14 protein-coding genes and 1 tRNA gene are annotated in these 16465 nt (G+C 62.2%); 10 read left to right on the forward strand and 5 right to left on the reverse strand.

The features are described 5' to 3' along the window. The first annotated feature begins 154 nt into the window (after nt 1-154). Nucleotides 155-1048, forward strand: a complete 894-nt coding sequence (locus tag LB565_RS28445; protein WP_224589401.1) for an alpha/beta fold hydrolase — start codon at nt 155-157, stop codon at nt 1046-1048. A gap of 76 nt (nt 1049-1124) precedes the next feature. Here LB565_RS28445 and LB565_RS28450 read toward each other — a convergent pair whose 3' ends face one another. From LB565_RS28450 to LB565_RS29925, 4 genes are all read right to left on the reverse strand, one after another. Then, nucleotides 1125-2201 carry a tyrosine-type recombinase/integrase gene (locus LB565_RS28450; RefSeq protein WP_224589402.1) on the reverse strand — a complete coding sequence of 359 codons (1077 nt, stop codon included), beginning with the start codon at nt 2199-2201 and terminating at the stop codon, nt 1125-1127. A gap of 241 nt (nt 2202-2442) precedes the next feature. Beyond that, complete coding sequence (locus LB565_RS28455; protein WP_224589403.1) at nt 2443-3516, reverse strand: porin; 1074 nt, start codon at nt 3514-3516, stop codon at nt 2443-2445. 444 nt (nt 3517-3960) lie between these two features. Then, a tRNA-Ser gene (locus LB565_RS28460) sits at nt 3961-4051 on the reverse strand. Beyond that, a complete protein-coding gene (locus LB565_RS29925; RefSeq protein WP_263483978.1) occupies nt 4013-4138 on the reverse strand; it encodes a hypothetical protein in 126 nt (41 codons plus the stop codon). Before LB565_RS29925 ends, LB565_RS28460 begins: the two co-directional genes overlap by 39 nt. Before the next feature lie 362 nt (nt 4139-4500). On the opposite strand from LB565_RS29925, the gene LB565_RS28465 reads away from it, so the two are divergent. Next, nucleotides 4501-5685 carry a porin gene (locus tag LB565_RS28465; RefSeq protein WP_224589404.1) on the forward strand — a complete coding sequence of 395 codons (1185 nt, stop codon included), beginning with the start codon at nt 4501-4503 and terminating at the stop codon, nt 5683-5685. Nucleotides 5686-6383: 698 nt separating this feature from the next. Here LB565_RS28465 and LB565_RS28470 read toward each other — a convergent pair. Next, a complete protein-coding gene (locus LB565_RS28470) occupies nt 6384-8060 on the reverse strand; it encodes a tetratricopeptide repeat-containing sulfotransferase family protein (RefSeq protein ID WP_224589405.1) in 1677 nt (558 codons plus the stop codon). 123 nt (nt 8061-8183) lie between these two features. Here LB565_RS28470 and LB565_RS28475 point away from each other — a divergent pair, with 123 nt between their 5' ends. The 8 genes from LB565_RS28475 (at nt 8184) to LB565_RS28510 (ending at nt 16440) form a co-directional block, all read left to right on the forward strand. Continuing rightward, nucleotides 8184-9296: a pyridoxal phosphate-dependent aminotransferase gene (locus LB565_RS28475; RefSeq protein WP_224589406.1), complete on the forward strand. Its 1113-nt coding sequence runs from the start codon at nt 8184-8186 to the stop codon at nt 9294-9296. Nucleotides 9297-9364: 68 nt separating this feature from the next. After that, the gene (locus LB565_RS28480; RefSeq protein WP_224589407.1) at nt 9365-9646 is read left to right on the forward strand and encodes an acylphosphatase; all 282 of its coding nucleotides are present in this window, start codon (nt 9365-9367) and stop codon (nt 9644-9646) included. 208 nt (nt 9647-9854) lie between these two features. Next, the gene (locus LB565_RS28485) at nt 9855-10505 is read left to right on the forward strand and encodes a TetR/AcrR family transcriptional regulator (RefSeq protein ID WP_224589408.1); all 651 of its coding nucleotides are present in this window, start codon (nt 9855-9857) and stop codon (nt 10503-10505) included. Between the two features lie 38 nt (nt 10506-10543). Further along, nucleotides 10544-11707: an isovaleryl-CoA dehydrogenase gene (locus LB565_RS28490; RefSeq protein ID WP_224589409.1), complete on the forward strand. Its 1164-nt coding sequence runs from the start codon at nt 10544-10546 to the stop codon at nt 11705-11707. Between the two features lies 1 nt (nt 11708). Next, nucleotides 11709-13316, forward strand: a complete 1608-nt coding sequence (locus LB565_RS28495) for a carboxyl transferase domain-containing protein (RefSeq protein ID WP_224589410.1) — start codon at nt 11709-11711, stop codon at nt 13314-13316. A gap of 2 nt (nt 13317-13318) precedes the next feature. Beyond that, a complete protein-coding gene (locus LB565_RS28500) occupies nt 13319-13849 on the forward strand; it encodes an O-acetyl-ADP-ribose deacetylase (RefSeq protein ID WP_224589411.1) in 531 nt (176 codons plus the stop codon). 121 nt (nt 13850-13970) lie between these two features. Continuing rightward, a complete protein-coding gene (locus LB565_RS28505) occupies nt 13971-14348 on the forward strand; it encodes a hypothetical protein (protein WP_224589412.1) in 378 nt (125 codons plus the stop codon). A gap of 130 nt (nt 14349-14478) precedes the next feature. After that, a complete protein-coding gene (locus tag LB565_RS28510) occupies nt 14479-16440 on the forward strand; it encodes an acetyl/propionyl/methylcrotonyl-CoA carboxylase subunit alpha (RefSeq protein WP_224589413.1) in 1962 nt (653 codons plus the stop codon). The last annotated feature ends 25 nt before the right edge of the window (nt 16441-16465 follow it).

The raw sequence follows: 16465 nt of genomic DNA on the forward strand, positions 1-16465 counted from the left end.
TTGCGATTCCCTCCGAGCTTCCTTCTCAGAGAATCACAACCAGCCAATTACGCAACAGGCCCCTTGCGGGAGAAGGTGAAGCGCGCTTCCCATTTGACGATCCCTGCTCTCGCCTGTAGCTGTCGCTCCCCTAGTGAGGAGCGGCATCCCCGACATGAGCGAAGGTTTTTCCGATTTCTTCTATGCCGCGCCTGACGGCCTGAAACTCCACGCCCGGATTTATGGTGAGGCGAACGCCGGCAGTTGGCCGGTCGTCTGCCTGCCCGGACTCACCCGCAACGCCCGCGACTTCCACGAACTGGCGCTTTACCTCTCAACCAAGGCGGCAGGGCTGCGCAAAGTCATCGCCTTCGACTATCGCGGTCGCGGGCAATCCGACCGCGATCCCGATATCGGCCATTATAATGTCGGCGTCGAAGCCGGCGACGTGCTTGCCGGGCTGTTGGCGCTCGGCATCGAACAGGCTGCCTTCATCGGCACCTCGCGCGGCGGCCTGATCATCCATGTGCTCGGCGCATTGAAGCCGGCCGTCCTGAAGGCCATCGTGCTGAACGACATCGGCCCGATGATCGAGGTCGAGGGCCTCGCCCATATCCGCTTCTATCTCGACCGCGCGCCAAAACCGAAGACATTCGCCGAGGCGGTGGATGCTCAGCGGCGCGTGCATGGCGCCGATTTCCCGGCGCTCACCGACGCCGACTGGGCGCGAATGGTCCGGGCAATCTGCCGCGAAACGGAGACCGGCTGGGTGCCGGATTTCGATCCGGCGCTGGTCGACACACTGGCCGGGATCGATTTCGGCAAGCCGCTGCCGGATCTGTGGCCGCAGTTCGACGCGCTTGCCGCCATTCCGCTGCTTGCCATTCGCGGCGCAAACTCGAAACTGCTTTCCACCGCGACACTCGAAGAGATGCAGGAGCGGCATCCCGGCATGGAACAGATCACCGTCGAAGGCCAGGGCCACGCGCCGTTCCTCGAAACCGGCGATTTGCCGGAAACTATCGCCGCATTTCTCGATCGGATCGACCGTCCAGTAGGAATTAAGTAAAGCCCGAGACTGCATCAGCCCCGGGCTTACCATTAAAATATAGATTTGCGCCAACCGGCGTGGCGATCCGCTGGATCTATTCGCCTTTCGAGCGCTTGCGGGGCGCCTTGGCCGGTTCCGACCCTTTCGCTTTCCGAGACGCTGGGGCGGAGGTCGGCGTGGTGAGGGGCGAAGCGAACATAGAGTTCTCCGCCGACCGCGGCGACGACTCCTGATTGCGCGGCTTCTCGAGCACGGTGACGCAGCCGTCGAGATCGTTGGTGGCCAGGTGGGCGTAACGCATGGTCATCGACAAGGTCTGGTGGCCCAGCCACATCTGGACGCGCCTTATGTCGATACCGCCTTGAACGAGACGGGAAGCGCAAGTGTGACGCAAGATATGCGGCACCACCTGTTCATCGGCGCCGAGGCCGACTTCCGTCTTCGCTTCGTTCCAGATCGCGCGGTACTGCGCCTGTGTCAGCTTGGTGAACGGACCTTTCGGCCGGCGCCCTTCCGTGTTCGGCAGCAGCTTGATCACTTCCTTGACGCGCTCGGTCATCGGAATGGTGCGGCTGCGGCCGGATTTGGTGATCCAGAAGGAGACCCGGTGTTCCTGAATGTCGTTCCAGATCAGGCCGAGCGCCTCGCCGAGGCGGCAGCCGGTGTCGACCAGGAAGACGGAAAGCCTGTAGGCATCCTCGCTGCGGCTCCTGATCGCCGCGAACAGCCTCGCTTCTTCGTCCCTTTCGAGGAAACGAATCCGTCCCGCCCGCTCTTTCTGGCGGCGGAATTCGGGCAGGCTGTGGATATCTCCCATCTTATGCGCCTTACGCAGCAATTTGCTGAGTGCAGCCATCTTGCGATTGATGGTTGCGTTGCTGTTGCCGCGCTGGCGCAATGTACCGATAAGATTGTCCAGGGTGTTCTGGTCAAAGGTGCTGAAACGCTCTCCCAGAAGGATCTCGTCTATTTCACCAATGAAAGAGCTGACATTGTATTTATGCCGCCCGTCATCCCAGAGTATATCTCGATAAGCTGCAAAAAGCTCCCCGACTCTGTACGACTTTACTTCTCTGATCTTGTTATACGTGTATCGAAAGTTCGAATTCTGAGAAGAAAAAACCGCAAAATGAGCAGAGGACCCCCCCTCTTGAACTGCTTCGTTCGTCATTTTTTGACCACACCCCCGAGTGGATAGGCACAGCTACCCGCTTGGAAGCGTCCTTTCAAGAGTTTTTGTCCGACAAAATGATTTCATCCGCCAGGCGGCGGATCCCGACGAAATCATTTCACGGACTTCAGCTACCAATACCCCCTTCTCGTCTTTCGTTTGCCCTCACCCAGTCACGAAAACAAATCCAGCCCGGGCATGAAAACACCCGGGCTGGATTTCACCTGTGCAAGTCCAGCCCTTAGAAGTCGCGCTGGAAGCGGAGGACACCGCCCCAGGCGTCGCCGCTGGGGTGATAGGCGCTGGCGCCCTCATTGACGTAGTCGACTTCGGCCGTGATCGTGAAGCCAGGAACGGCAGTGTAGGCAACGTTTGCCGCCAGCGCGAATTTCTTGCCCTCGTCATACGCAAGCTGCGCATTGAACGAGGTCTTCTCGTTGAACTTGTAGGAGCCACCGCCCCAGACCGCCCAGCTGCCGTCCCACTTCTTGTAGAAGTCATGACCGCCGCTGAAGACATTGTCATCGCCAGTGCCGTAACCGGCCATCAGGAAGAGGGAGACGTTCTCCACCGGGGTCACGTCGAGACGAACCTTGCCGGTCCACTCTTCGTAGTTGCTGTCATACGCGCCGACGGCGGAGATCGCACCCCAGCCCTGCGTGTACTTCAGGCCGCCGACGACATGAGGAACGTAGCTGTCGATCGTGTCGTCGCCAGAACCATCTTCGAGGGAGACCACCGCCGAGAAGCCGTTGCCGGCATCGAAGTAGTACTGGATCACATTGGTATCGTACGGACCGTCAACAACGATATCGTCGTCGATGACATTGCCGGCGTAACCGATGAACGTCTGGAACGCCGTTTCATCCTTACCGACGCGCAGGCCGCCAAGCTGGATCCAGGCGAAGTTCAGCGACGAGGAGTTGCCGGCGTCTTCATCCCAGCCATCTTTGAAGTTGAAGCGGGTCTCGGTGTAGGTCTTCAGGGTGCCGAGCTCGGTTTCCTGGCCGGTCCAGGTCTTCAGCGCGAAGCGGGCCAGCTTGTGGTAGGTATCGTTGAAGCCGTCACCCATGCGATCCGGCACATCCGTGTGACCATTAACGTCACCCACGCCGATGTCGTAGCGGATGTAGCCGCCGATGCGCAGGCAGGTTTCGGTGCCCGGGATGTAGAAGTAGCCGGCGCCGTACACGTCGCAGATCTTGACGTATTCAGCCGGTTCCGGCTCGGCAACGGTCACCGCGTCGGCGGCGCGAGCACCGGAAACTGCGATCAGGGCCGCAGCTGAGCCGAGAAGAAGGCTCTTGATGTTCATTTTCTGACCTCCAGTCAGAATCGGACGAGGAGGTCGAAGAGACGGCAGCTCCTTCAGCTGCTTTCCCTTTCACTTCAAGGAGATAAACGGGGATCAGTCAGCAGGGCACTGTCCGCCAAAACCGTTTGTTGGCGAAGGCCTTTCCAGATCCGGTCTTGAAATATTGTTCGAGCTGCCGGGCGTTGGCCTCGGTTTCGACCGCGATATAGGCCTTCAGGGCGACAGGCAGATAAGCCTTGGTCGAAGTCACTTGTCCCGACTAGTGCGATTCGAAACGACGCCGGAGATCGTTTGTCGATCCGACATAGACATCGCCGTATGGAGCCGCAGGAAATAGACGTACCACATGGTCCCCCTGCGCTACTTCGTAGCTTCGGGCGACACTCCTACGCCCAAAATGCGGTTCCGGGGCGGCCTGCCACCCGAAGCCCGCGGGGCGCAGGGTGGCGGAGAGGATGGGATTCGAACCCACGAGAAGCTTTTGACCTCTACTCCCTTAGCAGGGGAGCGCCTTCGACCACTCGGCCACCTCTCCGTCGCGCCGCTGGATAAAGAAAAGCGCGGGCACAATCAACAAGCCGGCGCGATAATCGGCGAAAAATCGGCGGACTTTCGCGCTCATGTCGCTTCAGGTGGCGATTCTGCGGCAATCGCCTGGCTATCGACTCAGCCGCCCGCCGCATTTCGGTCGGTCCTTTGCCGGATTCGGGCGGATTCAGCCGGTGCGCGGCCCTCGATGGTTAACGAGAGCTTTCGGAGTGAGGCCAAATCGTGTCATTTGTGCAACAACGCCCGGCGATAGCGCCCGGACGGCCCTTGCGGCGGTACGATCGTGGTTGAACGGCGCCGGCTCATGGGTAATGTCAGCTTCGAAGGAGCGGCGCGGTGCGCATCTTTTTCGGTAGTGGGGATGGGGCAGGGAACGCTGTCCTTCAGCAAAAAATACCCAGACCCGTTTTTTAACTTTTGACTGGAGGTCAGAAAATGAACATCAAGAGCCTTCTTCTCGGCTCAGCTGCGGCCCTGATCGCAGTTTCCGGTGCTCGCGCCGCCGACGCGGTGACCGTTGCCGAGCCGGAACCGGCTGAATACGTCAAGATCTGCGACGTGTACGGCGCCGGCTACTTCTACATCCCGGGCACCGAAACCTGCCTGCGCATCGGCGGCTATGTCCGTTATGACGCCGGCTTTGGCGACGTCGGCTCGTTCGACGGTGCCAAGTCTATTGACAGGGGGGATGGCAGCGAGAACAGCACCTGGAAGAAAAACGCCCGCTTCACGCTGAAGACCTGGACCGGCCAGGAAACCGAGCTCGGCACCCTGAAGACCTACACCGAGACCCGCTTCAACTTCGGCAACGGTCGCGGAACCACTACCGGACTCTATGGTGGTGTCGCCACTGCCAATCCGGCCGGCAACGGCGACCCGAGAAAGGTTTCGCTGAACTTCGCCTGGATCCAGCTCGGTGGTCTCCGTGTCGGTAAGGACGAGTCGGCCTTCGATACGTTCATCGGCTACGCCGGCAACGTCATCCAGGATACGATCGTTCCCTACGGCGATTTCGACACCAACGTCGTGCAGTACTACTTCGACGCCGGCAACGGCTTCTCGGCCGTGGTCTCGCTGGAAGAAGGCGAAGGGGTGGTCGGCACGATCGACAGCTATGTTCCGCATGTAGTCGGCGGCGTGAAGTGGACGCAGGGCTGGGGCGCCGTCACCGGCGTCGTCGCCTACGATAGCAACTACGAGCAGGTGACCGGCAAGGTCCGCTTGGATGTCAACATCAACGACCAGTTCTCGCTGTTCGGCATGTTCGGTTATGGCAACGATGGCGACCTGAATGACGTCCACCTGCCCGGCCAAGGTATCGATGCCAACGGTCGCGGCTTCTACAAGCAGTGGGGCGGCAACTGGGCTTGGTGGGCCGGCGGCACCTACAAGTTCAACGAGAAGACCGCGTTCAATCTCCAGGTGTCGGGTGACGACGACAAGAACTACGGTGTGGCTGCGAACGTCGCCTATACCGCTGTTCCTGGCTTCACAATCACGGCCGAAGTTGACTACGACCACTACGGCAACTTCGACAGCCCCACGATCTACGGCAACTGGACCAACGCCGACAAGAAGAACAGCGTCGGCGGTATCCTCCGCTTCCAGCGCGACTTCTAAGACCAGATATTTCTGGGATGCAAAAAGAAACCCGGCGGGCAACCGCCGGGTTTTTCTTTTCTGGTTTGATGCATGTCGAGGCCCCAAACCGCCGCGCAGTTCGGGGGCTGTATCAGCAATGAAGGCGCCGTTGGCCTTCCACACCGTCGAAATGCAGCGTCGGTGAAGAGCTTCAACTCCGGCGGGACAGTCCCTCTAACCCTCAGGGCAATCGCATATGGCTTTGGGAGTTTCGGACAACCCGTCACGTCTTGCCGTCATCCTCGGGCTTGTCCCGAGATCTACCGGCCCCCGAACTGATCGCGTTATATCCGCGTGCGACGGCGGATCCTCGGGACAAGCGCGAGGATGACGGCCTCGTGCTGGCCTTCGCCGATAAACCCGATATGCGACTGCCCTACTCTAACCCTGCGCGATATTTCTTCGCTTGGGAGTAGATCGAACACTCCCCGCCGCGTTTGCCAGCTGCCAACGTCGAGGCATCGAGCGGAAAGGTGCCAGTCTCATCAATTTCGAGGAAATGCCCAGCCGGCACCGCAGCTGCCTTCGAGGACAAGGGATGAAGCCGCGGGAACGATCATCGCCGATCCAGCATTGCGTGGTGGGCCTCACCGACCAAGTCAGACGACGCTGACCGATTCCGCCGGTGTTTTCGGATTGAGAACTGGCTCCGCCGAGCGGCCGCCCAATGGCCGAAATCAGACCTCGGCGAGGTCGCCTAGTGCTTCGATCAGCGGCTGGATCTCGCTCTCGTAATTCTTCCATCGCTTGACGGACGACGTATAGATCGGCTGGCGGACTTGCCAATTGCTGTAGGTGTTCACCGAGCCATCTCTATCGAAAAACCGCAGGCAGTCATCAGCCCAAGGCAATCCAAGATGGTCTATCAGACGACGCGATTGTTCCTCTTGGTTTTCAATCAGTGTTTCATACCGGTTTTCGAAGATGCGACCCGGAAGAACCTTGTTCCAATGGCACATCAGGCGATCATATTCGCGGTAGTAGAGCCCGAGCGTCTCGAGATCAGCGCTGTAGCTGTGCGCTTTATTGAATTGCAGGACGAAGCAGGAGAGGCAATTGTCGATGGCGTCGCGGCGACAATGAATGATGCGCGCGTTGGGAAACAGAACGGCGATCAGGCCGATCAGCTCGAAATTGTGTGGCATCTTGTCGATGATTCGGAGCGCGTCAGGAGCACGCTCGCGCAGATAGGCGAGATGATCTTCGGCCAGCGTCTTGATCAGTTGGGGGGTGATCGTCGCGATCGATTTGCCGAGATTTGCGGTGGCTTGGTCCTTGAGGCCGATTCCGTTAGCTGTTCGTTCAAGTTTGCTGAGTTCGCCGGCGCCATGAACATCAGGATGGCTGGAGCAAATCTGCTCTGTAAGCGTTGTACCCGAACGAGGCATGCCGACGATAAATACTGGCACTTCCGAGGGATTGCCATAAGCGGCCATTGCAGCCAGCGATTCCGGTGTGAAGATCTCGATCGTGGCATCCACCCAGCGGCGGTAGGTTTCCAGATCGAATTTATGGCCCCCGGCCTGATTTCCTTTCTTATAGTGATCCATAGCCTCCTTGTAGCGGCGAAGGTCGTTGAGCACTTTTCCGGCAGCATGATGAAGCGCTGCGGCTCCCTGCGGTCTATGATCCGGGTCCTGTAGCTCCGTCAGGATTGCCGCGAGCTCCGGCGGCTCTTCCGCGTACTTGCGCGTGTGTACAAGCGCATTGTAGGCAGCCGGCACGGCGATGCGCCGTTCTATCGCCTCTTTCAGATGAACCGCGGCTTCGTCCATACGACCGAGGCTTGCGAGTGTGTGGGGCAGTCCCAACCGAGCCGCAGAATGACTTCGATCGATCTTGAGCGCCTTCTCGAACAGCGGCAGCGCCATTTCCCCCTTGTCAAACGCATTATAGGCGGCGCCCAAGCTGCACAGTGCTTCCACCATATCCGGCTTCAACTCCAAGGCGTGCTGAATGTGCTTGATCGCAAGAGAAAATTCGCTGAGCCTTAGATAAGTTTCGCCGAGGCTCAGGTGGTAGTAGGGGTTTCCAGGCTCTTCGCCGACGGCTCTGGCAAAATACCGCAGGGACTTTTCGTCGTCGTATCCGATGCCGAGGGTCCCCAGGATATACAGCGCCAGCGGATGGTTTGGCGTCCTATTCAGAACGCGAAGGCATAGTTCTTCGGCCTCTGGCAGTTGCTCAGCTTTCTGAAGCTCGAGCGCCTGCCGCAACAGCATGTCATCGGCCTGACTGCGAGGCGGAATGGCTTTTGGCCGGGCCTTGGGTAGCGCAGCTTTTGGTGCTACCGCCTTCGCGGAAGGTTGAGTCTTGAGGTGCTTTGCCCAGGCGGGCGGCAATCGGTTGCTCATTCTGTCTCGCTAGCAAAACGGCGCCGGAGAATCCAGCCATCGCCGCAGCTCGGCCAGCCCGAAAACTTGCACCCACCCCTCGCCTACGCTAGCAAGAACGCCATTTCCACGCGAGCCTGTGCCATGCTTCGTCGCCCCTCCCTCACGCCGATCGTCGGCGCGCTTCCGACCACGGTGCCGTTTGTCGGCCCGGAGGCGCAGGAGCGCGAGCGCGGGCGGCCGTTTCGCGCCCGCATCGGCGCCAATGAAAGCAGTTTCGGGCCTTCGCCGCGCGTCATCGCGCGCATGGAGAGCGTTGCCCGCGACCAGTGGATGTATTGCGATCCCGACAATTACGAGCTGAAGGTGGCGGCCGCAGCGCATCACGGCGTGGCGATCGAAAACGTGGTCGTGGGCGAAGGCATCGACGGCCTGCTCGGCCTGGTGGCGCGCATGTATGTTGGCCCTGGCGATGCCGTGGTTACCTCGCTCGGCGCCTACCCCACCTTCAATTTCCATATCGCCGGCGTCGGTGGCCGCCTGGTGACAGTTCCCTACGCCAACGACAAGGAGGACCTGGACGGGCTTCTCGCCAAGGTCGCCAGCGAAAAGGCGCCGCTGGTCTATCTCTCCAACCCCGACAATCCGATGGGAAGCTGGTGGGAGGCGCCGGATGTCGTCCGCTTCATCGAAGCTCTGCCGGAAACCACCATGCTGGTGCTCGACGAGGCTTATGGCGAGTTGGGACCGGCCTCGGCGCTGCCGGCGATCGACGTCGCGCGGCCGAACGTCATCCGCATGCGCACCTTCTCCAAGGCTTATGGTCTGGCCGGCATACGCTGCGGCTACGCGGTGGCGGAGGCAGAGGTGATCCGCGACTTCGAGAAGATCCGCAACCATTACGGCGTCAGCCGGATGGCGCAGATCGCCGGTCTCGAGGCGCTTGCCGACCAGGACTATCTGCGCTCGGTGGTGGCGCGCGTTGCCGCGGGCCGCGAGCACATTTCAGCCATCGCCAGGCAGAACGATCTCAAGCCGTTGCCGTCGGCGACCAATTTCGTCACCATCGACTGCGGCCGCGACGGCGCCTTCGCGCTGAAGGTGATGCAGAACCTTTTGTCGCGCGATGTGTTCATCCGCAAGCCGATGGCGCCACGGCTCGACCGCTGCATCCGGGTGAGCGTCGGCCTCGACCATGAGCTCGATGTCTTCGCCGAGGAGCTGCCGGGCGCGCTGGCGACGGCGAAGGGGAACTGACCTAGTCCCCTGTTGCCTTTGCCCTTTGCTGTGCCAGATTCCGGCAAGCGCAACGCGGAGCACAGGCAATGCAAGGCGAACATAGAATCGTTCGGGCGCGCGTTTCCGGCACGGTGCAAGGTGTGAGCTACCGCGTCTGGGCGCGCGGCGAAGCGATGCGTCTCGGGCTGACGGGTTGGGTGCGTAACGAGCGTGACGGCTCCGTCGCCGCGCTGATTGCCGGCGCCGATGCCGCTGTCGCGGCGATGATCGAACGCCTGTGGCAAGGGCCGCGGGGCGCGCTCGTCTCGAAGGTCGAGATCGAGGAAGCGGCCGACGACGCGCCCATGGATTTCAGGATCATCGTGTGAGTTGATCTCTCCGCCCCTGAGGGGGAGATGGCCGGCAGGCCGGATGGGGTCGTCTCACGTAGATCTCCGGCGTTGGCCTTGTCGCAAGGGCGTTGGCGCTTCACGCGAGACGACCCCCTCTGTCGCCTATGGCGACATCTCCCCCCCAAGAGGATTTGGCGCTTGAATTAATTGAACGTTCGTTTTATTAATTTCGCTGGAGGCGAACATGGCGCGCACCACAGGTTCCGATGGGGGAAAAACCGAAGCGGCCGTCCGCGAGGCGGCAGTCAGCCTGATCGCGCGCCTCGGCTACGAGGCGATGTCGATGCGGCAGCTGGCGGCGGAGGTCGGCGTGCAGGCGGCCGCGCTTTATCGCTATTTCCCGACCAAGGAAGATCTGCTTTTCACCTTGATGCGAGAGCATATGGAAGGTCTGCTCAAGGCTTGGGAAGCGGCGCGACCGGCGAGCGCCGATCCGGTCACCCGGCTCGCCGCCTATGTCGAGAACCACATCGCGTTCCACATCGAGCGGCGCCACGCCACCCATGTCTCCAACATGGAATTGCGCAGCCTGTCGCATGAAAGGCTGACGCAGATCCTCAAGATGCGCACAGCCTATGAAAAAGAACTGCGCACGATCCTGCGCGACGGCGCCGAGGCCGGTGTCTTTCAGGTCGACGACACCGGGCTCACCGCCATGGCGCTGATCCAGATGATGACCGGCGTCATCGTCTGGTTCCGTCCGGGCGAACGGCTGTCGGTCGCTGAAGTCACGGCATCATATCTTTCGATGACAATGCGCCTGGTCGGCGCGACAATCAGCCATGGCACCGCGCGTCCTTTCGGGCGCCGCCGTGGCGCTCTGATTGAGGCATGATCCCCGCGAGGACCGGGGCGTGCGCAGGGAGGAACGGCATGTACACGAATACGCTCAGCTTCGGATTGGATCCCGACATCGAGGCGCTGCGCGATACCGTGCGGCGCTTCGCCCAAGACAGGATCGCGCCGATCGCGGCGGAGATCGACCGCTCCAACGAGTTTCCCACACATCTGTGGGCCGAACTCGGCGCGCTCGGTCTGCTCGGCATCACCGCCGATCCGGACTTCGGCGGCAGCGGCATGGGCTATCTCGCGCATGTCGTTGCGATGGAGGAGATTTCGCGCGCGTCCGCCTCGGTCGGCCTCTCCTACGGCGCGCATTCGAACCTCTGCGTCAACCAGATCAATCGATGGGCAACGCCGGCGCAGAAGGAGAAGTATCTGCCTGCCCTTTGCTCGGGCGAGACGGTCGGCGCGCTGGCAATGTCGGAACCAGGCGCCGGCTCGGACGTGGTGTCGCTTCGCCTGCGCGCCGAAAAGCGCAACGACCGCTACGTGCTCAACGGCTCTAAAATGTGGATCACCAACGGCCCGGACGCCGGAACGATGGTGGTCTACGCAAAGACCGATCCGGATCGCCATGCGCGCGGCATCACCGCTTTCATCGTAGAGAAGACAATGGCCGGCTTTTCGGTCGCGCAGAAGCTGGACAAGCTCGGCATGCGCGGCTCCAGCACCGGCGAGCTCGTCTTCGAGGATGTCGAGGTGCCGTTCGAGAACGTGCTGCATGAGGAAGGGCGCGGCGTCGAGGTGCTGATGTCGGGGCTCGACTATGAACGCGCGGTGCTTTCCGGCGGGCCGATCGGGCTGATGGCGGCCTGCCTCGACGTCGCTGTGCCTTACGTGCATGAGCGCAAGCAGTTCGGCCAGCCGATCGGTACGTTCCAGCTGGTGCAGGGCAAGCTCGCCGACATGTACTCGACGATGAACGCCGCGCGGGCCTATGTTTATGCGGTGGCCGCCGCCTGTGACCGCGGCGAGACCTCGCGCAAGGACGCCGCCGGCTGCGTGCTGTTCGCCGCCGAGAAAGCGACGCAGATGGCGCTCGACGCCATCCAGCTGCTCGGCGGCAACGGCTACATCAACGACTACCCGACGGGGCGGCTGCTGCGCGACGCCAAGCTCTACGAGATCGGCGCAGGCACCAGCGAGATCCGCCGCTGGCTGATCGGCCGCGAGATCATGGCGGAGGGGGTTTAACGTGGCCATACTGCAAACCCAGATCTCCTCCTCCTCCGACACCTTCCGCGCCAATGCGGAGCGCATGCGCGCGCTGGTCGCCGACATCGCCGAGAAGGCGGCAAGCATCGAGCGTGGCGGCTCCGATGAAGCCCGCGAACGGCACGTCTCACGCGGCAAGCTTTTGCCGCGCGAGCGGCTGGCGCAGCTGCTCGACGCCGGTTCGCCCTTCCTCGAGGTCGGCCAGTTCGCGGCTTGGTCGATGTATGGCGAGGACATTCCGTCGGCCGGCATCATCACCGGCGTCGGCCGCGTTGAAGGCCGGGAAGTGATGGTCGTCGTCAACGACGCCACGGTGAAGGGCGGCACCTATTATCCGCTGACGGTGAAGAAGCATCTCAGGGCGCAGGAGATCGCGCTGCAGAACAATTTGCCCTGCATCTATCTGGTTGACAGCGGCGGCGCCAATCTGCCGAACCAGGACGAGGTCTTCCCCGACCGCGAGCATTTCGGCCGCATCTTCTACAACCAGGCCAACATGTCGGCGGCCGGCATCCCACAGATCGCCTGCGTCATGGGTTCCTGCACGGCGGGCGGCGCCTATGTGCCGGCGATGTCGGACGAGACGATCATGGTGCGCAACCAGGCGACCATTTTTCTCGGCGGCCCGCCGCTGGTGAAGGCCGCGACCGGCGAGGATGTCAGCGCCGAGGAGCTCGGCGGCGCCGATGTGCACACCAGGCTTTCCGGCGTCGCCGACCACTACGCCATGGACGACGAGCACGCCTTGGCCATTTGCCGGCGCATCGTCCGGAACCTGAATCGGAACAAGGCTCCAAGCCTGAATTTGCAGAAGCCGATTCAACCGCTTTACGATCCGGCCGAACTCTACGGCATCGTGCCGACGGATCTGCGCCAGCCCTATGACGTGCGCGAGGTGATTGCCCGGCTCGTCGACGGTTCGGAGTTCGACGAGTTCAAGCAAAACTACGGCACGACGTTGGTCACCGGCTTTGCCCATCTGCACGGCATGCCGGTCGGCATCATCGGCAACAACGGCGTGCTGTTTTCCGAAAGCGCGCTCAAGGGCGCTCATTTCATCGAGCTCTGCTGCCAGCGCGGCATTCCGCTGGTCTTCCTGCAGAACATCACCGGCTTCATGGTCGGGCGAAAATACGAGGCCGGCGGCATCGCCAAGGACGGCGCCAAGCTGGTGATGGCGGTCGCCACCGCAAAGGTGCCGAAGCTCACGGTGATCATCGGCGGCTCGTTCGGCGCCGGCAATTACGGCATGTGCGGCCGCGCCTATTCACCCCGCTTCCTGTGGATGTGGCCCAACGCGCGCATCTCGGTGATGGGCGGAGAGCAGGCGGCCACCGTGCTTGCCATAGTCAAGCGCGAAGGCATCGAGCGCAAGGGTGGTGAATGGAGCGCCGAGGAGGAGGCGAAGTTCAGGAAGCCGATCCTGATGAAATACGAGCATGAAGGCCACCCGCTTTATTCCTCAGCGCGGCTCTGGGACGACGGCATCATCGATCCGGCCAAGACCCGCGACGTGCTGGCGCTCAGCCTCTCGGCGGCGCTCAATGCCGGGATCGAGGAGACGAAATTCGGCGTGTTCAGGATGTGACGATGGGTGCTCTCAGCGACAGAATCCGCATCCACACCGGCGATATCACCAAGCTCGCGGTCGACGCCATCGTCAATGCCGCCAATTCCTCGCTGCTCGGCGGCGGCGGCGTGGATGGCGCCATCCATCGCGCGGCCGGGCCGGAGCTGGTCGCCGAATGCCGCACGCTTCACGGCTGCAAAACCGGCGACGCCAAGCTGACCAAAGGCTATCGCCTGCCGGCGCGTTACGTCATCCACACAGTCGGGCCAGTCTGGCAAGGCGGCGGCAAGGGCGAAGCCGAGCTGCTCGCCTCCTGTTACCGGCGCTCGCTCGAAATTGCGCGTGGCCAGGATTGCCGGACAGTGGCATTTCCGGCGATCTCGACCGGTATTTACCGCTTCCCGAAAGACGAAGCGACCAGGATCGCCGTCAGCACCATAGACGACTTCCTGCGGGAAAATGCGGTGCCGGACGTCGTTACTTTCTGCTGCTTCGACGAGCAGACGGCGGATTTATATCGGCGGACTATCGCTACCCTGGATCGGGATTGAAATTTCATGAGCGCGATCCTTCATTTCCTCACGAAAATGCGAGTTTGCGGATCGTGGCTGGCGACAGCACGGAACATTCGCTATTGCTCATCCTGCATTATCCAATGGGGATGGGGAAAAAATGGAACTGAAATACACTCGGAGCGCATTCGCCTCTATACTTCTCGCATTGCTTATGTTCTCGGCGTCGACCGCGGCCATCGCCGGTTCTCTGGCGGGCAACGAGGGCGACAAGCGTTTTCCGCCGCCCTTGGCGATGAACTCCAAGGATCAGTGCAGAATTGCCTACAATGCGTATGTCGCGGCGGGCGGCCATTCGGCCTACGCAACGACGTTCTACACACGCGTGAGGGACCTTTATGTCGTCTGCGGCAAGGCGCTCAACGCGCCGTCCCAGAAGGCTGCGGAGGACGTCGCCATGCGCAATTGCCAGGGCGGCCTGAAGAAATGGCGACTGAACACGGCGAGTGGCGGCTGCGCCATCGCGGCGTCGAAATAGGCACGTTCTCACCCGACGTAGAGCTTGGTAAGGGAGAGATCGACGCTACAGGAATGCTCGCTTGGATAGGTTGGCGGGACAGCAAGCGCCTCGCTTCCCGCGAAATTCGAACCCAACATGCGGAGGCTCCATGTTCGGCAAGATCCTGATCGCCAATCGCGGCGAGATCGCCTGCCGCGTCATCCGCTCCGCCCGCAGGCTCGGTGTCCGCACGGTCGCCGTCTATTCCGACGCGGATGCCCGCGCGCTCCATGTCGAGATGGCCGACGAGGCGGTGCATATCGGCCCCTCGCCCGTCGGCGAAAGCTATCTGCGCAGCGACAGGATCGTGGCCGCGGCGCTCGCCACCGGCGCCGAGGCCATCCATCCCGGCTACGGCTTCCTGTCGGAAAACCCCGATTTCGTCGACCAGGTGGCGGCGGCAGGCCTTGTCTTCATCGGTCCGTCCGCCGGCTCGATCCGCGCCATGGGATTGAAGGACGCCGCCAAGCGGCTGATGGAAAAGGCCGGCGTGCCGGTGGTGCCCGGCTATCACGGCGAAGCGCAGGAAATCGTGCTGCTTGCCTCCAAGGCGCGCGAAATCGGCTACCCCGTTCTGATCAAGGCGCGCGCCGGCGGCGGCGGCAAGGGCATGCGGCGCGTCGACCACCCCGACGATTTCTCCGAAGCGCTGTCAGGCGCACGGCGCGAAGCGAAAGCAGCGTTCGGCGACGACCGCGTGCTGGTGGAAAAATATGTCGACAAGCCGCGTCATATCGAGTGCCAAGTGTTCGGCGACAATTTCGGCAATGCGGTTCATCTTTTCGAACGCGACTGCTCGGCGCAGCGCCGCCACCAAAAGGTCATCGAGGAGGCGCCCGCCCCCGGCATGACGCCTGCGCTGCGCAAGGCGATGACGGAAGCGGCCGTGAAGGCCGCCAAGGCGATCAATTATTCGGGTGCCGGCACGATCGAGTTCATCGTCGATGCCTCTCAGGGGCTCAAGGCCGATCGCTTTTGGTTCATGGAGATGAACACACGGCTGCAGGTCGAGCACCCGGTCACCGAGATGGTCACCGGCGTCGACCTTGTCGAATGGCAGCTGCGCGTCGCGTCCGGCGAAGAGCTCCCCAAGGCGCAGGATGAAATCACCCTATCGGGCCACGCTTTCGAGGCGCGCCTCTATGCCGAGGACGCCGCCAAGGGCTTCCTGCCGGCGACCGGGACCCTGCATCATCTCAAATTCCCCGACGCGGCGCCGGAAAACGCCGCGATGCGCATCGAGACCGGCGTGCGTGCCGGCGATGCGATCTCGCCTTTCTACGATCCGATGATCGCCAAGCTGGTCGTGCATGCCAACAACAGGGCCTCGGCGCTCAATGCCCTGCGCGAGATGCTGGCGCGGACCGAAGTGGCCGGCTCGACCGTCAACACCGCCTTCCTGGCGGCGCTGGCCGCCGATGCCGATTTCGCGGCCGGCGATGTCGATACCGGGCTGATCGGCCGGAACCAGGAGGCGCTCACCGCCATCCCCGCGCCGAGCGACGAGACGATCGCCGCCGCGGCGCTTGCCGCGACGGATGCCGGCGTGACCGGTCCCGCCGCCGATCCATGGTCCACGCTTTCGGGCTATGCGCATTTCCACACGCTCGCGCGCCGCATCCGCCTGCGCCACGGCGAGGAGAACATCCTGGCCAGGGTTTCGGCACGGCCGGACGGCCGCTTCCAGGTGGCGCTGGAGGCGCCGCACGACGCGGTGAATACGCATGATCTGAGGACCATGCCGCATGCCGCCCGCTGGCCCGGCCACGTCACCATCTTCGAAGGCGCAATCGGCTATACGTTCACGGTTCCGGATCCGCTGGCCAAGGCCGATGAGGCGGGAGCCGCCGCAGGCAGCCTGCGCGCGCCGATGCCCGGGCTAGTCAAGCTGGTGCGGGCTGCGGCAGGCGATGCCGTGATCAAGGGCCAGCCGCTCTTGATCCTCGAAGCGATGAAGATGGAGCACATGATCGTCGCGCCGCATGACGGCGTGATCGCCGAGATCGCGGCCGAGGGCGCGCAAGTCAGCGACGGCACGGTGCTGGTGCGTTTCGAGGACGTGCAGGGCTGAGATGCCAGGTCACCTTGGGGCCAAA

This window comes from Mesorhizobium sp. CA14 (assembly GCF_020165195.1).
GTDB lineage: Bacteria > Pseudomonadota > Alphaproteobacteria > Rhizobiales > Rhizobiaceae > Mesorhizobium.